Source organism: Xanthomonas campestris pv. asclepiadis (assembly GCF_020784175.1).
Lineage (GTDB): Bacteria > Pseudomonadota > Gammaproteobacteria > Xanthomonadales > Xanthomonadaceae > Xanthomonas > Xanthomonas campestris_D.
On the sequence record NZ_JAJGQM010000028.1, the window covers coordinates 13,393 to 37,265 of the forward strand.

The window sequence follows — 23,873 nt, forward strand, 5'->3', positions numbered from 1 at the left end:
GCAAGGCTGCCGTTTGTCGAAAGGTGATCAAGCACAAGCTTCGGCGGCCGATACCAGGAACAATGAGGGCTGCCTGGCCCGCGCCACGTCCAAGGAAGTCCGCATGCCTGCCGTCAACTCACCACGCGCTGTCCGCCACATGCTGGGCTCGGTGTGCGCCGCCGCGCTGCTGGCTGCCAGCATCTCGTTGCCGCCGTCCTTCGCGGCACCGGCTGCGCCGGTCTCGGTCCTGCTGGACAACGTGCCGGTGAACGCGCTGCAGTCGCTCGCCATCGACCTGGTGCAGTTGCGCGACGAGCAGCGGGCGCAGCTTGCCGCAGCGCATGACCCCGCCCGCATCGAGGCCTACGACGAGCGTCTGGGCAACCTGCGTCAACGCATCGCACGGCATGCGGGCTATTTCCAGGCCAGCGCGCCGCAGGGCGAGCAGGCGCGCCAGTTTGCGCTGGTGCAGCAGCAACTGGGCCAGTATCTGGCGCAGCATCGCCAGGCCAACCGCGCCCTGCACGACGGCGACCTGCAGTCTGCGCAAGCCTTGTCGCTGGGCCATGCAGGCGACACGCGGCAGCTGCTGTGGACCGAACTGCACACCCTGCAGCAGTCGGTGGCCAGCGTGGGCAATCCGCAACGCCACTGAGCAACGCCCGCGTCGCGACCGCAGTGGTCGCAGTGGTCGCAGCGGCATCGCAGCCCTTCCGGCCAGCCCTGCTCTGGCCCGGAGCACGTGGCCTGCCACGCAGGTCCTTGTGTCCTGGTGCGCGCTGCCTTGTCCAGCTGGTCCATCTGCCGCGTGCCCGCCCGACGGGTGCGCGCTGCCGCCGCATAACCATGGCAACCAGCTGACACGCCCGGTTTGCGGCAGCCGCAACTGCGAAAAGCACTGAAAAACCGCCTCCGTACCGGCTGTCGCACCGTGCTCAACATTTTGGGGATCAGGTCGCTATTCGACTTACCTCGGTCACATTCCTTTGCTGGATACCTGCCATGACCTTCAAGACCACGATTGCAAACACGCTGGCCAACGTTCCGCTGAAGCGCAAGTTTCTGGCGCAGACCGCGCTGGTGGCGCTGGGCATCATCGCGCTGGCGGTGATCGCCGCACGCATGCAATACGTGGATCTCACCGATACGCGCCGCGACGGGCTCAAGAGCCAGATCGAAATGGCGATTGCGGTGGTCAATGGGTATGCCGAGCGCGCCGAAAAAGGCGAGATGGATGTGGCGACCGCCAAGAAGGCCGCGCTGCATACCTTGTCCACCATGCGCGCACGTGGCGGCGTGGATTACATCTACGTCACCGACCAGACGCCGGTGATGCTGATGCACCCCACCCGCCCGGACCTCAACGGCAAGCCGCTCAACGATGTGCTGAGCCCCGACGGCAAGCGCATTTTCCCGACCTTCGTCACCGCGGCGCAGGCCGGCGGCGGCTACGTCGATTACGCCTGGGCCAAGCCCGGCGAAAAAGACCCGGTGCAGAAGACCTCGTACGCCTCGCTGTACAAGCCGTGGGGCTGGGTGATCGGCACCGGCGTGTATCTGGACGACACCCAGTCGCAGGCGCTGGCCTTCACCGGCATCGTCGCCATGGCCGGCGGCGTGCTGGTGCTGCTCAACCTGTTGGTGGGCTGGCTGATCGGCAATTCGATCCTGGAACCGGTATCGCGCGCGCTCGCCGCCATCAAGGGCGTGGCGCGTGGCGATCTGAGCGTGCGCACCGCCCAGCACGGCAGCGATGAAATCGGCCAGATGCTCAAGGCCACCGACGACATGGTGCACACGCTGGAGCGCTTCTCCGCGCAGACCAAGGTGATGATGCACATGCACGCCGGCGAAGACGTCAGCCACCGCATGCCCACCGATTTCCCCGGTGTCTACGGCGAGCTGGCCGGCGGCATCAACACGATGATCTTCGAACACCTGGACGCCATCGTCGATGCGATCGGCATCCTCAACGAATACGCGCAAGGCGATCTGTCGCGCGACGCCGCACGTTTGCCCGGCACGCGTGCGGTGCTGCACGAAGCGATGGATGCGGCCAAGGCCAGCCTGCTGGCGATCAACACCGAGATCAAGCGCCTGGCCCAGGCCGCGGCCAATGGCGACTTCAGCCAGCGCGGCGATGCCACGCGCTTCAGGCACGACTCGGCACGCATGATCAACGACCTCAACGCGATGATGGAAGTCAGCCACCGCAACCTGGGCAAGCTGTCCGAGCTGCTGGCCGCGCTGGCCGAGGGCGACCTCACCGCACGTATGGACGGTGAGTTCCACGGCGTGTTCGCACGCATGCGCGATGACGCCAATACCACTGCCACGCAGCTGGCCGGGATCGTCGGGCGCATCCAGCAGGCCGCCGGCGCCATCACCGGTTCGGCCAGCGAGATCGCCGCCGGCAACAACGACCTGTCGCAGCGTACCGAACAACAGGCGGCCAACCTGGAAGAAACCGCTGCCTCGATGGAGGAGCTCACCTCCACCGTCAGGCAGAACGCCGAAAGCGCGCGCCAGGCCAACCAGCTGGCAATCGGCGCGGCATCGGTGGCCTCGCAAGGCGGCCAGGTGGTCAGCCAGGTGGTGGACACCATGTCCGGCATCCAGACCTCGTCGAAGAAGATCGCCGAGATCATCTCCGTCATCGACGGCATCGCCTTCCAGACCAATATCCTGGCCTTGAACGCGGCGGTGGAAGCCGCCCGTGCCGGCGAACAGGGCCGCGGCTTTGCCGTGGTCGCCTCCGAGGTGCGCACGCTGGCACAGCGCTCGGCCGGCGCGGCGAAAGAGATCAAGCACCTGATCGACGACTCGGTCGGCAAGGTGGCGCAGGGTTCGGCGCTGGTGGATCAGGCCGGCAAGACCATGGCCGAGATCGTGTCCTCGGTGCAGCGCGTGACCGACATCATGAGCGAGATCTCCGCCGCCTCGCAGGAACAATCGGCCGGCATCGAGCAGGTCAACCTCACCGTCACCCAGATGGACGAGAGCACCCAGCAGAACGCCGCGCTGGTGGAAGAAGCCACCGCCGCCGCCAACGCCATGCAGCAGCAGGCGCAGCAGCTCGACGAGGCGGTGTCCAGCTTCCGGGTGACCGCAGCCTCGCCTGCGCAGCGCGGCCCTGGCCTTCGTACCGCACGCGCGCAGGCCTTGCGCGTCGCCAGCTGATTGCCGCCAGATCGCTCCCGCACCACCTCCCTCACTTCGAAGCCACGCGCATGCCCTCGTCCCCCACGCAATCTCGCTCCGGCGGCAGTCTGGCGTACCGCCTGATGCTCGGCACCGCAGTCGCTGCGTTGCTGTGCTTCGGCCTTACCGCGGCGATCAGCTACTGGCAAAGCAGTCGCGCACTGATCGCCTCGGCACAGACCACGATGCAGAGCGCGGCGCGCTATCAGGCCGAGCAGATCGGCAGCGAACTGGGGCAGGCGTTCACCACCGGCCAGTCGGTCGCCAGCGCCTTGCTGGCGCAGCGGGCACATGGTGGAGTGAGCCGCGATGCGGCGGCAGCGATCGTGCACGACCAGCTGCAGAACCATCCCGAATGGGTGGGCATGGGCACGTTGTGGGAGCCGCAGGCCTTCGATGGCAAGGACGGCGACTACGTCGATGCCCAGGGCCACGACAACACCGGTCGTTTCATGACCTACTGGGCCTACAACGGCCAGTCGCTGATCCGCGAACCCTTGGTCGGTTACGAAAAACCCGGCGACGGCGACTGGAACCTCAAACCGCGCGAGCTGGGCCGGCAGATCGTGGCTGGCCCCTACGATTACCAGATCGGCGGCAAGCCGGTGCTGATGACCACCTTGTCCACGCCCATCATGGATCAGGGCAAGTATGTGGGTGTGGTCTCGGTGGATTTCGCCCTGGCCGCGTTGCAGAAACGCCTGAGTGCGTTACGTCCGATGGACGACGGCTATGTCGAGCTGATCTCGCCCGCCGGGGTGATTCTGGCCTCGCGTGACGCTGCGCGGATCGGCAAGCCGGCCGACGGTGGCGACTATCGCGCGATGCTGGAGGCGACCAGGGTCGGCAAGGACTATCTGGATTTCACGCCGGATGCCGCCGGCATGGTCAGCGCCTATGTGCCATTGCAGATCGGCCAGGCGCAGGAGCGTTTTGCGCTGGGCGTGGTGGTGCCGTATGCGGCGATCATGCAGCAGGCACATCGCCTGTTGTGGACCATTCTGGCGGTCGGCCTGGGCTCGGCGCTGGTGCTCAGCATTGTGCTGTTTGCACTGTTGCGCCGTCAGGTGGTGGGTCCGCTGGATGCCGCAGCAAAGGTTGCCGGTGCCATCGCTTCCGGCAAGCTGGACAACCAGATTGCCGCGCAGCGCCAGGACGAAGTGGGCCGCCTGATGGGCGCCATGCAGCGCATGCAGACCGACTTGCGCCAGCGCATCGAACGCGATGCGCAGATCGCCAACGAAAACCTGCGCATCCGCACCGCGCTGGAACATTCGGAAATGGAAGTGCTGCTGGCCGACGAGCAGCACACTGCCGTGTTCATCACCGAGGCACTGCACACCTCGTTCAAATGCGGCGAAGCAGCGTTTCATGCCAAGGGCCAGCAGGGCTTCAGCGCAGATGCAGTGGTCGGCAAACCGCTGGACTATGTGTTCGGCACCGATGCCGAAGGCAGGGCGCGTTTACAGCGCCTGCAGCAACTGCAGTCCACCACGTTGGAGCGCTACGCCTTCGGCCCGGTGACGCTGGATCTGACCATGACCCCGCTGTACGCCGCCGATGGCCATCGCAGCGGCAGCATGCTGCTGTGGCGCAATGTCAGCGCCGAGGTCAGCACCCAGGCAGAGGTCGCCGCGCTGGTGCAATCGGCGCTAATGGGCGACTTCGGCCAACGCCTGGCATTGGATGACAAGCACGGCTTCTATCTGGAATTCGGCCGTCAGCTCAACGGCCTGCTGGAAACCACCTCGCAAGGACTGGAGCGCATTTCCCGCCTGCTCAGCGCGCTGGCCGAGGGCGACCTCACCGTACGCATGGACGGACAGTTCCAGGGCGTGTTCGCGCGCATGCGCGACGATGCCAACGCCACAGTGGCGCAACTGACCGGCATCGTGTCGGGCATCCAGACCTCGGCCACGCAGATCAACGCGGCTGCCAGCGAGATTGCCGCCGGCAATAGCGATCTGTCGCAACGCACCGAACAACAGGCCGCCAACCTGGAGGAAACCGCCGCCTCGATGGAGGAGCTCACCTCCACCGTCAAGCAGAACGCCGAGCACGCGCGCCAGGCCAACCAGCTGGCGATCGGCGCGGCCGATGTCGCATCGCATGGCGGCGCGGTGGTGGCGCAGGTGGTCACCACCATGTCCGGCATCGAAGTCTCCTCCAAGAAGATCGCCGAGATCATCAGCGTGATCGACGGTATCGCGTTCCAGACCAATATCCTGGCCTTGAACGCGGCGGTGGAAGCGGCGCGTGCCGGCGAGCAAGGCCGTGGCTTTGCCGTGGTCGCCACCGAAGTGCGCACGTTGGCGCAGCGCTCGGCCGGCGCTGCGAAAGAGATCAAGCAGTTGATCGACGACTCGGTGGGCAAGGTGGCGCAGGGCGCGTCGCTGGTGCAGCAGGCCGGCACCACCATGGCCGAGATCGTGGCGAGCGTGCAACGCGTCACCGACATCATGGGCGAGATCTCCGCCGCCTCGCAGGAGCAGTCCAGCGGCATCGAGCAGGTCAACCTCACCGTCACCCAGATGGACGAAGCCACCCAGCAGAACGCGGCATTGGTGGAAGAAGCCACCGCCGCTGCACGGGCGATGGAAGAACAGGCCGGCCAGCTGACCGACGCTGTGGCGGTGTTCAAGCTCAGCCACGCCGGCAGGCCGGCGGCGATTGCCTCTGCCGCCAAACCCGGGGTCAGCGCGGTTGCGCCATCTAAACGGGCACCGACCGACAACAAGCGTGCGGCCATGCCGCCGCGTCAACCCGCGCGCACCTCGCCCGGCACTGCCGCCGGCAACGACGGGCAGTGGCAGGACTTCTGAGCCGGGCGTGCACGCTGCCCTGGCCGGGGCAGCTTCCGCGCACCTGCCGCGCCACCGGCATGCCCACCCTGCCCGCCACGGTTGCATTGCCAGCGGCCTGATCGCAGCACACGCAAGCCGGCCGCCATACCGTTCATCCTTCAAAGATAAAGAATCATGCCAGGCAGCCGCTAGCGTGCTGGAGAGCGTTCCTGCGCGATATCCCGGAGTCACTGATGAACAAGTTCAACGATTGGCCGATCCGCCGCAAACTGATGGTGGCATTCTGTCTAAGCGCCGTGCTCACCGCCTTGCTGGGTGGCCTGGGCTATTCACGCATGCGGCAGATGCAGCAGCAGGCAGTGCTGATCAATGAGGATGTCGTCCCGATCCTGAGCAAGCTCTCGGAGCTGCGTGCCTTCGGCGGCGAATTCCGTATCTACGAATCCGGTCAGTTCGTCAATCTTGAGGATCCGGAGCGCTACGCCTACTTCCTCTCCCGCATGGATGAGATCCAGGGCAAGTACGCGCAGACACAAAAGGCGCTGGAAGCGAAGATCGACACTGCGTCGCCGCTCAAGGCCGCGTATACCAAGCTCGCCGAACAAAGCGCGAGCTACTTTCAAGCCAACCAGACGCTGCGCACGCTCTACAAGCAGCCCGACTACGCGGCGGCAGTGCTTGCGAACAAGCAATCCGGCGACATCCGCAAGGAGCTGTTCGCGACGATCGACAAAATGTACGCCGAGCAGTCGACCGCGCTGGCCAACATGGTCGCCGCCAGCAGCGCCTCGTTCAAGGTGACCAGCGCAGTGCTGCTGCTGGGCACGCTGTTGATGGCAGCGCTGTCGGTGACCTTTGGCTGGCTGATTGCGCGTAGCATCACCAATCCGCTGTCCAAGGCGCTGGGTGCCATCAAGGCGGTCTCGCGTGGCGATCTGAGCGTGCAGGTCAACAAGACCAGCAACGACGAAATCGGCCAGATGCTCGACGCCACCGGCAACATGACGCAGATGCTGCGCCGCTTCACCGACGAGACCGCGCGCATGTCGCACCTGCATGCGGCCGAAGACATCACCCACCGCATGCCGGAGGATTTCCCCGGCGTGTACGGCACGCTGGCCGGCGGCATCAACACGATGATCTTCGAGCATCTGGATGCCATCACCGACTCGGTGCGCATCCTCAACCAGTACGCACAGGGCGACCTGACCCAGGACGCACGCCGCCTGCCAGCCAGCCGCGCGATCCTGCATGAAGCGATGGACGCGGCCAAGGCCAGCCTGTTGTCGATCAATACCGAGATCAAGCAGCTGGCGCAGGCTGCAGCCGCCGGCGATTTCAGCGCACGCGGCGACGCGGCGCGCTTCAAGTACGACTTCGCGGTGATGGTGGCGGATCTGAACTCGATGATGGAAGTCAGCGACCGCAATCTGGGCAAGCTGTCGCAGCTGCTCAGCGCGGTGGCCGAGGGCGATCTGACCGCACGCATGGACGGGCAATTCCACGGCGTGTTCGCGCGTCTGCGCGATGATGCCAATGCCACCACCCAGCGCCTGACCGACATCGTCGGGCGCATCAAGCATTCCACGCTGGCCATCAACACCGCCGCTGGCGAGATCGCCGCCGGCAACCAGGACCTGTCGCAGCGCACCGAGCAGCAGGCCGCCAACCTGGAAGAAACCGCCGCCTCGATGGAAGAGCTCACCTCTACCGTCAAGCAGAATGCCGAGCACGCGCGCCAAGCCAACCAGCTGGCGATCGGCGCAGCCGATGTGGCCTCGCACGGCGGCAGCGTGGTCGGCCAGGTGGTCACCACCATGTCCGGTATCCAGACCTCGTCCAAGAAGATCGCCGAGATCATCTCCGTCATCGACGGCATCGCCTTCCAGACCAATATCCTGGCCTTGAACGCGGCGGTGGAAGCCGCCCGTGCCGGCGAACAGGGACGCGGCTTTGCGGTGGTCGCCTCCGAGGTGCGCACGCTGGCACAGCGTTCGGCCGGTGCCGCGAAGGAAATCAAGAGCCTGATCGACGATTCGGTCAGCAAGGTCGCAGAAGGCTCGGCGCTGGTGAACCAGGCCGGCAGCACCATGAACGAGATTGTCTCTTCGGTGCAGCGCGTCACCGACATCATGAGCGAGATCTCCGCCGCCTCGCAGGAACAGTCGGCTGGCATCGAGCAGGTCAACCAGACCGTCACCCAGATGGACGAGGCCACCCAGCAGAACGCCGCGCTGGTGGAAGAAGCCACTGCCGCCGCGCGTTCGATGGAAGAACAGGCGCAGCAGCTCACCGAAGCGGTGGCCTTGTTCCGCCTGTCGGCCGAGCTGGAAGCGGTCACGCGTGCCACGCCGGTGGTGCGCCAGATCACCGCCAAGCGGCCTGCCGCCGCCAGCGCACCGGCTGCCAAGCCGCCGGTCGCCAGGCCCGCGGCACGCGCCGCGGTGGCGTTGGCACCGTCCAACGAATCGGACTGGGCCGAGTTCTAAGGCACACCGCAGCGGCTGCGTACTTGCCGCTGTAGAACAGAAGCCGCGCTCTTGAGAGCGCGGCTTTTTTATTGCCGCATCACTTTTGAAAAGACATATCAACCCGACAGGCAATAAAACAACTTCTAAATAACTTTTTACTTATGTAGCAATATTCTATTGTCGAGTTCGTCATTATCTCCACCGATAACGTTTACATAACCGAATTAAATCTCACCCCGCGGCGTATTATTTTTCACAAGCCTGACCGAGTTATATATTTTTTTGATATCGAGGTATTCAGTGATGCTGTCGCGCGCCGTTACTGCGCATAGCGACAAGTCACGCAGACACTGGTTGGCGTTACCTGGCCGCTCCCATCCATCGCATAAAGCCTTCCAGGATTTGTCATGACTGCACTTCTCCAACGCTACAACGTCGGCCCTCGACTAGCGGCGGCTTTTGCTGTCCTGATCGTATTATCCAGCATCATCGCGTTTATCGGTTATCGCGGCCTGACCTCTGCACGTGCGCTGGTGGACCATCTGGTGCATCAAAACATGCAGAAGATCCGCCTCTCCAATGACATGATGAGTGCCAATTACATCATTTCGATGCAGATCCGCAATGTCGTCCTGCCGACCTCCAATGAAGATAATCTCAAGTTCATCGAGATCATCAAGACGGCGCGCACCGATTACCTCAAGGCACGCGAAACCCTGTATGCAATTCCCCCCTCCGAAGAAGGCAAGGCCATTCGGGCGGAAATCGATCGCCGCCGCGCCGTGGCGAAAGAGTTGAACGACAAAGTCATTGACCTTGTCATGACCGGTCACAGCGACGACGCGTTGCCTTTGCTGCTGACCAAGGCCGCGCCCGCAATGCAGCAGTGGCAGGACAAGATCGCCGAAAACATCGCACTGCAGGACAAGCTGGCCGGCGACGCTTCCGCTGCGGCACTGCAATCCATGGACGACTCGCGCAAGCTGCTGATCGGCGGCTCGCTGCTGGTGGTGCTGCTAAGCGGCACGCTGGGCCTGTTGATCACCCGCAGCCTCACCCAGCCGCTGAGCCGGGCCACCCGCGCTGCCGAATCGATTGCCGGTGGCAAACTGGATAACGACGTCGATACCCAGTTCAATGACGAAAGCGGCCGTCTGCTCAAGGCGATGAGCAAGATGCAGCTGCAGCTGCGCAACCTGCTCGCCGCACAGACCGACATGGCCAGGCGCCACGACAATGGCCAGATCAGCTTCCGCATCGATGCCGATGCCTTCCCCGGCGAGTACGGCCGCATGGCACACGACACCAACATGCTGGTGGGCTCGCACATCGCGGTGAAGATGCGCCTGGCGCAGATCATGGGCCGCTACGCGATCGGCGACCTGTCCGAGGATATGGAAAAACTGCCCGGCGAAAAGGCCGTGCTCAGCGAGACCATGGCGCAGGTCAAGGTCAATCTCGGTGCGATGAATACCGAGATCAAGCATCTGGCCGTGTCGGCGGCCAACGGTGACTTCAGCGCCCGCGGCGACGCCGAACGCTTCCAGTACGACTTCCGCCTGATGGTGGAAAGCCTCAACAACCTGATGGCCACCGCCGACGGCAACCTGCAGTCACTCTCCGGTCTGCTGCAATCGATCGCCGCCGGCGACCTCACCGCACGCATGAGCGGCGACTTCCGCGGTGTGTTCGCGCAGATGCGTGACGATGCCAATGCCACGGCCATGCAACTGGCCGAGATTGTCAGTGGCATCAAGACCTCGGCGGTGTCGATCAAGGGTGCTGCCAGCGAGATCGCGGCCGGCAACCAGGATCTGTCGCAGCGCACCGAGCAACAGGCGGCCAATCTGGAAGAAACCGCTGCCTCGATGGAAGAGCTCACCTCCACCGTCAAGCAGAACGCCGAGAGCGCGCGCCAGGCCAACCAGCTCGCCATCGGCGCAGCCGGCGTGGCCTCGCAGGGCGGCGAGATCGTCAGCAAGGTGGTCGCGACCATGAGCGGGATCGAAGCCTCGTCCAAGAAGATCGCCGACATCATCTCGGTCATCGATGGCATCTCGTTCCAGACCAATATCCTGGCCTTGAACGCGGCGGTGGAAGCGGCGCGTGCCGGCGAACAGGGGCGCGGCTTCGCCGTGGTCGCCTCGGAAGTGCGCACGCTGGCGCAACGCTCGTCTGCGGCCGCCAGGGAGATCAAGGGGCTGATCGACGACTCCGTGCAGCGTGTCTCCGAGGGGTCGGTGCTGGTGCACAGCGCCGGCAAGACCATGGGCGAGATCGTGTCCAGCGTGCAGCGGGTCACCGACATCATGGGCGAGATCTCCGCTGCCTCGCAGGAGCAATCCTCGGGTATCGAGCAGGTCAATCAGACCGTCACCCAGATGGACGAGACCACCCAGCAGAATGCCGCATTGGTGGAAGAAGCCACCGCCGCCGCACGGGCGCTGGAAGACCAGGCCACCCAGCTCACCGACGCCGTGGCGGTGTTCAAGACCGATGCCCATGCCTATGCCAAGGCACCGGTGCGCACGGCAGCGCCGCGTCCGGTGGTGACTCCCGCACTGAAGGCCAAGGTCGCCGCGGCCGGACGCAGCGCCGCGGCCAAGCCGCGCATGGTCGTCACCGCGCCGAGCAACGACAGCAGCTGGCAGGAGTTCTGAGCAAAGCGAGCGCAACACTCTGAATGGAGCTGGCCGGCGTCGACGCCGGTCAGCTCAAGGCATCGCCGTGATCGGCCGATAGGCTGCGTACGCCTATGAGAAACATCCATGACCACCTCGCCCGCGCTGTCGCCGCAGACCGCCCCACCCACCCCGCGTCGCTGGAGCCGCCGCTGGGATGATCTGGCGATCGCCAGGAAGCTTGGCGTGATCGGGATGCTGGCGTTGGCCGGCCTGGTCATTCCGGTGCTGCTGTACAGCGGCAAGCTCAACGAAAGTGTGGCCATCAGCAGCAACGAATTGCGCAGTTATGCGCCGCTCGGACAGATGCTGGGGCTGATCACCGATCTGCATGCGGCCCACGTGGACAGCGGCGGCACCGCCAGCGCCGCGGCCGAGCGTGCCGATCGCGATCTGCAACACCTGCTCGCCACCACCGCCACGATACCGGGCTTCGAACGCAGCCAGACGGCCTTGCTTGGCCTGCAGCAGCGCCACGTCGCCAGCGCCGCTGCAGACGGCTACACCGCGGTCAGCGAACAGGCATTTGCCGCGCTCGACGCCCTGCGCGACGACAGCCAGCTGGTCTACACCCCATATATCGAAAGCTACCACCTGGTGGTGGCCACGCTGATCTACAGCCCCGATGCCACCGAGTCGCTGACCCGGCTGGATGCGGCCAGCGACCCGTCGCAGGCGGCCGACAGCCGCGCCATGCTGCGCGAACAGCTCAACCAGCTGGCCCGCAGCCACCGGCGTTTCCGCCACGAGCTGGACAAGGCGATGGGCCTGCTGGAACAGCCCGACCCCGCGCTGGCCGATGCCGCCAAGGCCGAAACCGCGCGTGCAGACGCGGCGCTGGCCGCGCTCGGCACCGCGCTGGACGGCAGCGATGCCAACGCCGACACCAGGTGGAACGCCGCGCTAGACGATCTCGGCCAGGCCATGCAGGCGCTCAGCAGCGTCTCGCTGCAGGCCTTGCAGCGCCAGTCCGAGCGTCACCTGGCCGATGCCCGCAACGCGATGTGGCAGGCCATTGCCGGACTGTCGCTGCTGGCCGTGCTGATCGCGGCGCTGGGCTGGTCCACCTTGTCCCGGCTGACCCGCAATGTGCGCCGCGCCGCTGCGGTGGCGGCCAATATCGCCCAAGGCCAGCTCGGCGAGCACATCGCTGCGCCCAGCCGCGATGAAACCGGCCAGCTGCTCGACAACATGCGCCGGATGCAGGAGCAGCTGCAGCGCGTGCTGGCGGCGCAGAGCGAGATGGCGCAGCGTCACGACGCCGGCCAGATCAGTTACCGCATGGACGCCGAGACCTTCCCCGGCGCCTACGCCACCATGGTGCGCGACACCAACGCCCTGGTCGGCTCGCATATCGCAGTGAAGATGAAACTCGCCCAGATCATGTCGCGCTATGCGATCGGCGATCTGAGCCAGGACATGGACCGCCTGCCCGGCGAGAAAGCCGTGTTCAGCGACACCATGGATGCGGTCAAGGCCAACCTGTCGGCGATGAACAGCGAGATCAAGCTGCTGGCGCAAGCCGCCGCCAACGGCGATTTCAGCGTGCGTGGCGATACGCAGCGCTTCCAGTACGACTTCCTGGCCATGGTCGACAGCCTCAACCAGCTGATGGCCACCGCCGATGGCAATCTGGGCGCGCTGTCCAGTGTGCTGCGCGCCATTGCCGCAGGCGACCTCACCACCCGTATGCAGGGCGACTTCCACGGCGTGTTCGCGCAGATGCGTGACGATGCCAATGCCACCGTGGCGCAACTGGCCGATATCGTCGGACGCATCCAGCAGTCCACCGACGCCATCAACGATGCCGCCAGCGAGATTGCCGCCGGCAACCAGGACCTGTCGCAGCGCACCGAGCAGCAGGCCGCCAATCTGGAAGAAACCGCTGCCTCGATGGAGGAACTCACCTCCACCGTGCGCAACAACGCCGAGCATGCGCGGCGCGCCAACCAACTGGTGGTCGGCGCCGCCGCAGTGGCCTCGCAAGGTGGCACGGTGGTCGGCGACGTGGTCGGTACCATGGCCGGCATCCAGGCGGCGTCCCGGAAGATCGCCGACATCATTTCGGTCATCGACGGCATCGCGTTCCAGACCAACATCCTGGCCTTGAATGCGGCGGTGGAAGCGGCACGCGCCGGCGAACAGGGGCGCGGTTTTGCGGTGGTCGCCTCCGAGGTGCGTACCCTGGCGCAGCGCTCGGCCGGCGCGGCCAAGGAGATCAAGCAGCTGATCGACGATTCGGTGAGCCGGGTCGAGCAAGGCAATGTGCTGGTCAGCCAGGCCGGTCGCACCATGCAGGACATCGTCGATTCGGTGCGCAGCGTCACCGAGATCATGCACGAGATCAGCGAGGCCTCGCAGCAGCAGTCTCAGGGCATCGAACAGGTCGGCCAGACCATCGCACAGATGGACCAGGCCACCCAGCAGAACGCCGCGCTGGTGGAAGAAGCCACCGCCGCCGCACGTTCGATGGAACACCAGGCGCAGCAGCTGCGCGATGCGGTGTCGGTGTTCCAGCTGCAGGCCGCTGCCGTGCCGGCCAGGCTCGTGCGTGCTGCGTGACGCAGTGGCGTGCGGATGTGCGCGCGTGCGATGCCGCACGCTTGTGGGCTGTCGCACAGTGCCCTCGTGCAACGCGGTCGCCGGCAGCGGTGTCTTGACCGATTGCGGTTGACCAACACCGCTGAGCCCTGCGATCGAGCACTGCATCCCGATCGAAATTGACGCGGTGGCATGACATCGCCGTTGCAGACCCCGCTTCAACGTGCCCAGGGCGGGTCTGATGCCTGCCGCAGGCAATGCATGCCTGTCCTCGCTGCAGCGCCGGGGTCGCCCTGGCCGGGGCATCGCTGCATCGGGGGGGCTTTCCACCCGGTCACCTCGCAACGGCAACGGTGCGTCGCGCCCGCAAGGGTGAGACAGATGTGAATCCGCGGACGGGTGCGTCGGCGTTGATAGCGCTCCCACCGGCATTTCCGGTCAGTTTGTGCACATGCGCGTCACTTCGGTGACGGCCACCCATACGCAGCAGGGGCGATGAGTTCAGTCGCGTAGCCGCCGGCCGTTACCTATCACGGCACGCATACCTGCCTTGCAATCGCTGGGGCCACCCTGCTGTTGCCCGGGTGATGGATCGGCTGGATGCGTGCCTGCCCTGCTGTACCTGCGTATTACCCACGCGTCCGCGCCGACGCGTTTTGTCCTTTCTTGCCAACTGCCTCGAGACCCCCCAAATGATCGCTCTTCTTCAACGGTACAACGTCGGCAAGCGCCTGAGCTTCGCCTTCGGCACGCTGATCCTGTTGTCGTGCGCGCTGGTCGCCGCCGGCCTCTACACGCTGGCGCAGGCCCGCGACCGCATGGACACGGTGGTCAACCGCAACATCACGATCATGCAGTACGCACAGGACATGACCAACGCCACCTCGGTCATCGCCGTGCAACTGCGCAACATCGTGTTGCCGACCTCGCAAGAAGACAATCTGCGCTTCTACGCCACCATCAAGGACCAGCTGAAGAGCTACGAAGACACGCGCCGCAAGCTGTACGAGTTTTCCGCTTCGCCCCAAGCGACCCGGATCCGTGACCGCATCGACCTTGCCAGCGACCAGGCCCGCAAGACCAACGAAGACGTCGCGCAGCTGGGCCTGACCGGCAAGCCTGATGAAGCACTCAAGCTGCTGCTGGCAAAGGCCGCACCGGGCACGCAGGAATGGCAGAACGCGTTGACGGAGTATTCGGACCTGCAGCGTCAGCGCACCCGGGAAGCCTATGTGGCCACGACAGCGGAAATGGTCCGCGGCCGGGCCATGCTAATCGGCGGCGGCCTCGCGGTGGTGCTGTTCAGCACCCTGCTCGGCTTCCTGATCACCCGCAGCCTGGTACGCCCGCTGACCCAGGCCACCCGCGCCGCTGAAGCGATCGCCAACGGCAATCTCGACAACGACGTGCGCACGCAGTCCAACGACGAAACCGGCCGCCTGTTGCAGGCCATGGACCGCATGCAGGGCCAGGTTCGCAATCTGATCACCGCACAGCTGGACATGGCCAAGCGCCACGACGATGGCCAGATCAGCTTCCGCATGGATGCCGATGCCTTCCCGGGCGACTTCGGCCGCATGGCCAAGGACACCAATGCCCTGGTCGGCTCGCACCTCGCGGTGAAGATGCGCCTGGCGCACATCATGGGCCGCTATGCGATCGGCGACCTGTCGGAGGACATGGAAAAGCTGCCCGGCGAAAAGGCCGTGCTCAGCGACACCATGGCGCAGGTTAAGGTCAATCTTGGTGCGATGAATACCGAGATCAAGCATCTGGCCGTGTCGGCGGCCAACGGCGACTTCACCGCCCGCGGCAATGCCGAGCAGTTCCAGTACGATTTCCGCGTCATGGTGGAGAGCCTCAATAACTTGATGGCCACCGCCGACGGCAACCTGCAATCGCTCTCCGGCCTGCTGCAATCGATCGCCGCTGGCGATCTCACCGCACGCATGAGCGGCCAGTACCAGGGTGTGTTTGCGCAGATGCGCGACGACGCCAACGCCACCGCCGAACAGCTGGCCGGCATCGTGGGCCGCATCCAGACCGCCGCCGACGCGATCGGCCTGGCATCGGGCGAAATCGCCTCCGGCAACCAGGATCTGTCGCAGCGCACCGAACAGCAGGCCGCCAACCTGGAGGAAACCGCCGCTTCGATGGAAGAGCTCACCTCCACCGTCAAGCAGAATGCCGAACACGCCAGCCAGGCCAACCAGCTCGCCATCGGCGCGGCGGCCGTGGCGTCGCAGGGCGGCGACGTGGTGGCCAAGGTGGTCACCACCATGTCCGACATCCAGAGCTCGTCGAAGAAGATCGCCGAGATCATCAGCGTCATCGACGGCATCGCCTTCCAGACCAATATCCTGGCCTTGAATGCGGCGGTGGAAGCGGCACGCGCCGGTGAACAAGGCCGTGGCTTCGCGGTGGTCGCCTCCGAGGTGCGCACCTTGGCGCAGCGCTCGGCCGGTGCGGCGAAAGAGATCAAGCACCTGATCGACGACTCGGTCGACAAGGTCACCCAGGGCGCCACCCTGGTCGATCAGGCCGGCACCACCATGGCCGAAATCGTCGCCAGCGTGCAGCGCGTCACCAACATCATGGGCGAGATTTCCTCTGCGTCGCAGGAGCAGTATTCCGGCATCGAGCAGGTCAACCAGACCGTCACCCAGATGGACGAAACCACCCAGCAGAACGCCGCGCTGGTGGAAGAAGCCACCGCCGCCGCACGGGCGATGGAAGAACAGGCCCAGCAGCTCACCGAAGCGGTCGCCGTGTTCAAGGTTGCCGAACACGCACCGGTGGCGCGCCAGTTGTCGGCCATTGCCAATGCGCCTGCCAATGCCCGCAGCACACCGCGTCCGATCGCCCGCACCAGCACTGCCGCGCCCTTGCGTCGCAGCACCGCTGGTGCATCCGCAACGGCAAACGACGTGGGCGACTGGCAGGAGTTCTAAGCAGCACTGACCGCTGTCGGCACATCCACGAGAGTGCGCGTCAGTTATTGCAACGCGCGTGGACATGAGCGGGGTACGCACCACGCTTGAGCACACGGCCCTGCAATCCGCATCTGCAGCATGTTCACCACGGCACCGCACTCGCGGTGCCGTTTTGCGTTGTGCGCGACATCACCGCTGTCCACACGCTCGCTTGCACCGCGATCAGCGTGAAATTTCACTTCACATCGTGCCTGCCGATCTCTGTCGCGCCACCTTCAAAACCGCACTTACCGGGTGTTTTCTAGGGAAATTCCTGACATACCCCCACCGATTCCCTACCCCTTGTATACATGGCAGTCACGTGCCTGAGACCCGGCTTTACCGACCAGTCCAGCTTGCCTCAATACAGCAGTTCTAACGCCGTTATCTGACCGACGCATCACACAAGGCATGACGTGCAACGCAATGCTCCAGCACTGCTGCAGGCCATTCCATCCAACGGTACATTTGCTCAGGTCACTCCATGAACTCCTTCCTGCACCGCTTCAACGTCGGCAAGCGCCTTTCCCTGGCCTTCGGCGTCTTGATCCTCCTGTCCTGCGCGCTGGTGGCCGCCGGCCTGTACACCCTCAGCCAGGCACGCGAACGCCTGGACACCATCGTCAACCGCAACATGGCGATGATCCAGTACGCCACCGACATGCTGGACGCCAACGCCACGATCTCGTTGAACCTGCGCAACATCGTGCTGCCGACCACCGCCGAACAGAATCGCCAGTTCGGTGATGTGATCGACGCCCAGCGCATCCGCTACAAGGAGCTGCGCGAGAAGCTCTATGCATTTCCCGCCGACGCGCACGACCAGGAACTGCGCAATGCGCTGGATTCGACCCGCGAGCAGGCACTGGCGCATAACCAGCAGGTGCGCGAACTGGGCACGGCCGGCAAGGTCGACCAGGCCATGCCGATCCTGCTCGAACGCGCCGCGCCGGCCACCCAGCGCTGGCAGGATGCGATTCGTACCTACTCGGACGCGCAGCGCAAGAGCAGCCAGCTGGCCTACGACCAGGCTAATGCCTCGATGGCGCGTGGCCGCAGCATGCTGATCGGCGGCGGCCTTGCGGTGGTGCTGCTGAGCGCGCTGCTGGCGTGGATGATCACCCGCAGCCTCACCGGCCCGTTGAACCGCGCCACCCGTGCTGCCGAGGCGATCGCCGACGGCAAGCTCGATAACGCCGTGCACAGCGAGGCCAGCGACGAAACCGGTCGTCTGCTGCAGGCGATGGACAAGATGCAATCCCAGGTGCGCAACCTGATCACCGCGCAGCTGGATATGGCCAAGCGCCACGACGGCGGCCAGATCAGCTTCCGCATGGATGCCGATGCGTTCCCGGGCGACTACGGCCGCATGGCCGGCGATACCAATGCCCTGGTCGACAGCCACGTCCAGGTCACGCTGCGTCTGGCACAGATCATGGGCCGCTACGCGATCGGCGACCTCAGCGAGGACATGGATGCGCTGCCTGGCGAAAAGGCCAAGCTGACCGACACCATGGCGCAGGTGAAAACCAACCTGGCCTCGATGAATCAGCAGATCAAGCAGCTGGCCCAGTCCGCCGCCGACGGCGACTTCGGCGCCCGCGGCGATGCGGCGCAGTTCCAGTTCGATTTCCGCGTCATGGTCGAGAGCCTCAACCAGTTGATGGCCACCGCCGATGGCAGCCTGCAGTCGCTGTCGGGCATTCTGCGGGCGATTGCGGCAGGCGACCTGACCGCGCGCATGGACGGCGATTTCAAGGGCGTGTTCGCACAGATGCGTGACGATGCCAATGCCACCGCGACCCAGTTGTCTGGCATCGTCGGACACATCCAGCAATCGGCAACCTCCATCAACGCCGCCGCCAGCGAGATCGCCACCGGCAACCAGGATCTGTCGCAGCGCACCGAGCAGCAGGCCGCCAACCTGGAAGAAACCGCTGCCTCGATGGAAGAACTCACCTCCACCGTCAGGCAGAACGCCGAAAGCGCACGCCAGGCCAACCAGCTTGCCATCGGCGCCGCCAGTGTGGCCTCGCAGGGCGGCGACGTGGTCAGCAAGGTGGTCGACACCATGAGCGGCATCGAAGCCTCGTCCAAGCGCATTGCCGACATCATCAGCGTCATCGACGGCATCTCGTTCCAGACCAACATCCTGGCCCTGAATGCCGCCGTGGAAGCGGCGCGTGCCGGCGATCAAGGCCGTGGCTTTGCCGTGGTCGCCTCCGAGGTGCGCACCCTGGCACAGCGTTCGTCCGCAGCAGCCAAGGAGATCAAGAGCCTGATCGACGACTCGGTGCAGCGTGTGGCCGACGGGTCGCAGCTGGTGGACCAGGCCGGCAAGACCATGGCCGAGATCGTCGCCAGCGTGCAGCGCGTCACCAACATCATGGGCGAGATCTCCGCCGCCTCGCAGGAACAGTCGGCCGGCATCGAGCAGGTCAACCAGACCGTCACCCATATGGACGAAGCCACCCAGCAGAACGCCGCGCTGGTGGAAGAAGCCACCGCCGCCGCCCGCTCAATGGAAGAACAGGCCCAGCAGCTCACCGAAGCGGTCGCCGTGTTCAAGATCGTCGAGCAGGGCCCGGCAGCACGTCAGCCCGCGTCGATGCTCGCCGCGCCCGTCAACGCACGCTTCGCGGCCCGCCCGGCCGCACGTGCCGGCAGCAACGCAGCGCCACGCCGCGCCACCACCGGCACGGTGACAGCGGCAGCCACTGCCAGTCCGAGCGACTGGCAGGAGTTCTGAGCCCCACCGCAACGTGTAACACCCGTAGTCTCCAGAAACAGCATTCGAGCGTAGTTTGATTCGGTCAACGAATCTTGAGGGTCGCTTCCTTGCGAGGGAAGCGGCCCTTTTTTTGGTTCGGGCATCCGCCGGACGGCATCGGGGCAAACGCTGCTCCAAGCGCGAAACTTCACCAAGAAATAACAAATGCTGTTTTGCTCTGTTGGCCCTGGAAGTCAAGCGAGCTGGACAATTGTGCTGACTTCAACACATACCATCAATTAATTGCATAAATGGCCGTTATCGACTTCACGCATCCGTAACGCCCTCCCCCGGGCAAGGTCGATTCCTCATGCATTCCTTCAATCGATTGTCCGTCGGTACCCGGCTGTCCGCGCTGCTGACACTGGTGATCGCGCTCTCCCTCGGCCTGCTGGCCCTGACCATCTACCGCCAGTCCGCCGACGACATCGAATCCCAGGTCAAGGCCGAGCTGCGCTCCAGCACCCGGTTGATGCAACAGTCGGTCGCGATGTACGACGTCACCCTGACCGAAGGCACCCAGCGCCTGGGCAGTGTGTTCGACAGCATGCTTCCCAGCGGCGAGCGCACCCTCGATACCGCCAGCTCCGTCACCATCGGCGAGCAGCAGACGCCGTCGCTGCGTGCCGGCAGGCAGGCACTGAACCTCAATGTCGACGCGGTGGATCGCTTCGCGCAGACCGCCGGCGGGGTCGCGACGATCTTCGCGCGCAGCGGCGACGACTTCGTGCGCATCACCACCTCGCTGCGCAACAAGCAGAACGAACGCGTGATCGGCACCCTGCTCGACCGCAAGGGCAAGGCCTATGCCGCGCTGTCGCAAGGCAAGGCCTTCACCGGCCAGGCGCAACTGTTCGGCGAGCAGTACATGACCCACTACCAGCCGCTGCGCAATGCCGCCGGCGAGGTGATCGGCGCGCTGTTCGTCGGTCGCAACTACACCCAGGGCCTGGCCGCGCTCAAGGCGCAGGTCAGCACCACCAGACTGGGCCAGGACGGCTATTTCGTCATCGTCGACATGGCACCGGGCGAGCATCAGGGCCAGGTCATCGCTGCCCCGCCGGGCACACCGGCCACCCTGGCGGCGCTGGTGCCGGCCGAGCAGCAGGCGCTGTTGCAGTCGGTACTGGACGGCAAGCAGCCCAGCGCCAACCTGCAGTTGCGCGATGCCAAGGGCAACAGCCAGGCCTTCGAAGTCACCGCCCAGCGCTATGCGCCGTGGCAGTGGGCGGTAATCGGCACCCAGCCGCGCAGCGCCATCGATGGCCCGCTGGACGAGCTGATGGGCAGCATGCTGCTGTTCTCGCTGGTGGTGCTGGGCCTGTGCATCGCGGTGGTGTTCATTGCCGCGCGCAGGATGGTCACCCGTCCGCTGCTGGCGGTGGAGCGCGTGCTCGGCGATGTCGCTGCCGGACGCCTGGACAACCCGATCGAGGTCGACCGCCACGACCAACTCGGTCGCCTGCTGCTCAATGCGCGCACCATGCGCGACGACCTGCGCGCGCGCCTGCAACGCGATCACCTGATCGCCAGCGAAGCATTGCGCGTGCGCACTGCACTGGACGATGTCAGCACCAACGTGATGATCGCCGATGCGGATCGCCGCATCATCTACGTCAACCGCCCGCTGCAGCGCATGCTCAAGAGCGTGCAGGACGAGCTGCGCCGCGACCTGCCCAACTTCGATGCCGATGCGCTGATCGATGCCAGCATCGACCAGTTCCACCGCAAGCCCGAACATCAGGCGCGCATGCTCGACCAACTCACCGGCACCCACACCGCGCAGATCCATGTCGGTGGCCGCACCATGCGGCTGGTGGTCAACCCGGTGCTGGGCGCGGCCGGCGAGCGCATGGGCTTTGTGGTCGAGTGGGCCGACCGCACCCAGGAAGTCCAGGTGGAACAGGAAGTCGCACGCATCGTGCAGGCCGCCGCTGCCGGCGATCTGAGCGAGCGTGTCGGCCTGGAAGGCAAGCAGGGCTTCCTGCTGCTGCTCGCCCAGCAACTCAACGTACTGCTAGACAACAATGCAGATGGATTGTCGCGCGTGTCCGCCCTGCTCTCTTCGCTGTCGCAGGGCGATCTGACCGCGCGCATGGATGGCGACCTGCAAGGCGTGTTCGCCACCATCCGCGACGATGCCAATGCCACGGCCGATCAGCTGGCCGGCATCGTGCGCCGAATCAAGGACTCGTCGCTGGCGATCAACTCGGCTGCCACCGAGATCGCCACCGGCAATGGCGACCTGTCGCGTCGCACCGAACAGCAGGCCGCAGCACTGGAAGAAACCGCCGCCTCGATGGAAGAACTCACCGCCACCGTCAAGCAGAATGCCGACAACGCCGACCAGGCCAATCGGCTGGTGCTGGACGCCGCCGGCGTGGCGGCCAAGGGCGGCGATGTGGTCGGCCGCGTGGTCACCACCATGGCCGACATCGACACCTCGTCCAAGAAGATCGCCGAGATCATCTCCGTCATCGACGGCATCGCCTTCCAGACCAATATCCTGGCCTTGAACGCAGCGGTGGAAGCGGCGCGCGCCGGCGAACAGGGGCGCGGCTTCGCCGTGGTCGCCTCGGAAGTGCGGATGCTGGCGCAGCGTTCGGCCGGTGCAGCCAAGCAGATCAAGCACCTGATCGACGACTCGGTGACCCGCATCGGCAACGGCGCCGCACTGGCCTCCGAGGCCGGCAGCACCATGCAGCAGGTGGTCAGCTCGGTGCAGCGCGTCACCGACATCATGGGCGAGATCACCAGCGCCTCGCGCGAGCAGGCCGCCGGCATCACCCAGGTCAACCAGACCATCACCCAGATGGACGAAACCACCCAGCAGAACGCCGCGCTGGTGGAAGAAGCCACTGCGGCTGCACGCGCGATGGAAGACCAGGCCGCGCAGCTGGTGGATGCGGTGGCGGTGTTCCGCCTGGAGCAGCAGGACCAACTGAACACCTTGCTGGCCAACGCACGGCACGCCTATCCCTGATGCCACACGCGGAGACAGCGCGTTCATCAACTCGGTGAGTCGAGGGTGGCATGCCCTCGCCGCTTGCGGAAACGCCGTAAATCCGTCAGTGGAAGCTGCGTTGCGGCGTTTGAATGCAGCCGGTGCCTAGATCAAAAGTCCAGTGTGTCGAGAGCGCGTGCCCTCACCGCTCGCGGGACACGCCGTGAACCCATCCCTGGGGGCTCGGTGGCGGCATCCATGCCGCCACACGGTCCCGCAACCGGCAAGGACACCGCACCAGACAGTTGCTCGGCTGCTTTATTAAAGGCCATGCACACCGACCATTTCGACTGGCCCTTGTCCGCTCACCGTCGCGGGACCTTAAGCGGCATGGATGCCGCGCTGGAGCCTACAGCGACGTACTTGCGGCGTATCCCGCGATGGTGGGCGGGCAAGGGCCCCTCCGCAAATCCGCAGATCCCGCCCGCTCCGCAACTGGATCTATCGCACCATCCAGCGCCAGGAACACAACGCCGAAAGCAACCAAGACGTCACGCAGTGGTTTTTTGTCAGCCGCTCTTAAAGATTTCGCTCTGCCGCCGATATCAAGGCGACGCCGGGACAACCGTTGCGGCGTCTTCCCGCATCTACTGTGCCTGTGCCCATGTCCCAAGGCGATACCTCAGAGCTGGATCACGACGCCGATCACCTTGCCGAAGGTGACGAGCGCTATCTGCTGCGCAACAAACGGCGGATCCGTGGCCTGCTGCGGCAGTTGCTCGACCAGCGCGCCATCGTGACCATGCATGTGGCTGGGCGCGACATGGCCGTGCCCACCGCCGTGCTCGAAGTGGACGAGGACGACGACTGCGTGATTCTGGACGGCAGCCATAACGAGGCCTCCAACCGCGCCATCCAGGAGGCCAAGTACCTGCTGTGCTACGCACAACTGGAACGGGTCAATATCCGCTTCCGGCTGGAAACGCCCGAGCGGCTGGAACGCGAGATCCATGTCGCCTTCCGCGCCGACCTGCCCGAGGCGATGTATCACATGCAGCGTCGCGAGTCGTACCGGCTGGAAACGCCGATCACCGACTCGCCCATCTGCATCATTCGCCAGGACGACGCACAGGGCGGCAATCTCAATCTGCAGCTGCGCGTGATCGATATCAGCAGCGGCGGCCTGGCAGTCTCGCTCACCGATGGCATGCCACTGCTCGAACCGCAGCGCACCTACCGCAACTGCACGCTGCAACTGCCGGACACCGCGCCTATCACCCTGCCGCTGACGGTGTGCAGCCAGTACAAGCAGACCCTGCCCAACGGCAGCGAAGGTTTCCGCATCGGCATGCAGTTCAGCGACCTGCCACGCGGCGCCGACGAGACCATCCAGCGCTACATCTTCCGGGTCGACCGCCAGCGCAATGCGCGCAAGAGCGGCGTGTTCTGAACCCACCCGCACCAGCCACGGCGCACGGCTAAAGTTGCCCTGCACTGCGCCGATGTT

10 protein-coding genes are annotated in these 23,873 nt (G+C 65.1%); all 10 read left to right on the forward strand.

What is annotated here, in order from left to right:
• Positions 1-103 precede the first annotated feature (103 nt).
• The 10 genes from LL972_RS13415 to LL972_RS13460 all read left to right on the forward strand — a co-directional run bounded on the left by LL972_RS13415 (position 104) and on the right by LL972_RS13460 (position 23,816).
• Positions 104-637 carry a hypothetical protein gene (locus LL972_RS13415; protein ID WP_228328015.1) on the forward strand — a complete coding sequence of 178 codons (534 nt, stop codon included), beginning with the start codon at positions 104-106 and terminating at the stop codon, positions 635-637.
• Between the two features lie 347 nt (positions 638-984).
• On the forward strand, positions 985-3,162 hold the full coding sequence (locus tag LL972_RS13420) for a methyl-accepting chemotaxis protein (RefSeq protein WP_228328016.1): 2,178 nt from the start codon (positions 985-987) through the stop codon (positions 3,160-3,162).
• A gap of 50 nt (positions 3,163-3,212) precedes the next feature.
• Entirely contained in the window at positions 3,213-6,005 is a 2,793-nt protein-coding gene (locus LL972_RS13425) for a methyl-accepting chemotaxis protein (RefSeq protein ID WP_228328017.1), read from the forward strand.
• A gap of 215 nt (positions 6,006-6,220) precedes the next feature.
• Complete coding sequence (locus LL972_RS13430; protein WP_228328018.1) at positions 6,221-8,476, forward strand: methyl-accepting chemotaxis protein; 2,256 nt, start codon at positions 6,221-6,223, stop codon at positions 8,474-8,476.
• 389 nt (positions 8,477-8,865) lie between these two features.
• Positions 8,866-11,118: a methyl-accepting chemotaxis protein gene (locus tag LL972_RS13435; protein WP_228328019.1), complete on the forward strand. Its 2,253-nt coding sequence runs from the start codon at positions 8,866-8,868 to the stop codon at positions 11,116-11,118.
• A 108-nt stretch (positions 11,119-11,226) separates the two neighbouring features.
• Positions 11,227-13,701, forward strand: coding sequence for a methyl-accepting chemotaxis protein (locus LL972_RS13440; protein ID WP_228328020.1), 2,475 nt, complete (start codon positions 11,227-11,229; stop codon positions 13,699-13,701).
• A gap of 671 nt (positions 13,702-14,372) precedes the next feature.
• A complete protein-coding gene (locus LL972_RS13445) occupies positions 14,373-16,631 on the forward strand; it encodes a methyl-accepting chemotaxis protein (RefSeq protein WP_228328021.1) in 2,259 nt (752 codons plus the stop codon).
• Positions 16,632-17,136: 505 nt separating this feature from the next.
• The gene (locus tag LL972_RS13450) at positions 17,137-19,401 is read left to right on the forward strand and encodes a methyl-accepting chemotaxis protein (RefSeq protein WP_228328022.1); all 2,265 of its coding nucleotides are present in this window, start codon (positions 17,137-17,139) and stop codon (positions 19,399-19,401) included.
• 331 nt (positions 19,402-19,732) lie between these two features.
• Positions 19,733-22,405, forward strand: coding sequence for a methyl-accepting chemotaxis protein (locus LL972_RS13455; protein ID WP_228328023.1), 2,673 nt, complete (start codon positions 19,733-19,735; stop codon positions 22,403-22,405).
• 625 nt (positions 22,406-23,030) lie between these two features.
• Positions 23,031-23,816 (forward strand): flagellar brake protein, encoded by a 786-nt coding sequence (locus LL972_RS13460; RefSeq protein WP_228328024.1) that lies wholly within the window; start codon positions 23,031-23,033, stop codon positions 23,814-23,816.
• Positions 23,817-23,873: the final 57 nt, after the last annotated feature.

Excerpts from the sequence above, each read along its gene's own strand:
- LL972_RS13415 (WP_228328015.1), top strand. The coding sequence starts at position 104 with ATGCCTGCCGTCAACTCACCACGCGCTGTCCGCCACATGCTGGGCTCG.
- LL972_RS13420 (WP_228328016.1), top strand. The coding sequence starts at position 985 with ATGACCTTCAAGACCACGATTGCAAACACGCTGGCCAACGTTCCGCTG.
- LL972_RS13425 (WP_228328017.1), top strand. The coding sequence starts at position 3,213 with ATGCCCTCGTCCCCCACGCAATCTCGCTCCGGCGGCAGTCTGGCGTAC.
- LL972_RS13430 (WP_228328018.1), top strand. The coding sequence starts at position 6,221 with ATGAACAAGTTCAACGATTGGCCGATCCGCCGCAAACTGATGGTGGCA.
- LL972_RS13435 (WP_228328019.1), top strand. The coding sequence starts at position 8,866 with ATGACTGCACTTCTCCAACGCTACAACGTCGGCCCTCGACTAGCGGCG.
- LL972_RS13440 (WP_228328020.1), top strand. The coding sequence starts at position 11,227 with ATGACCACCTCGCCCGCGCTGTCGCCGCAGACCGCCCCACCCACCCCG.
- LL972_RS13445 (WP_228328021.1), top strand. The coding sequence starts at position 14,373 with ATGATCGCTCTTCTTCAACGGTACAACGTCGGCAAGCGCCTGAGCTTC.
- LL972_RS13450 (WP_228328022.1), top strand. The coding sequence starts at position 17,137 with ATGAACTCCTTCCTGCACCGCTTCAACGTCGGCAAGCGCCTTTCCCTG.
- LL972_RS13455 (WP_228328023.1), top strand. The coding sequence starts at position 19,733 with ATGCATTCCTTCAATCGATTGTCCGTCGGTACCCGGCTGTCCGCGCTG.
- LL972_RS13460 (WP_228328024.1), top strand. The coding sequence starts at position 23,031 with ATGTCCCAAGGCGATACCTCAGAGCTGGATCACGACGCCGATCACCTT.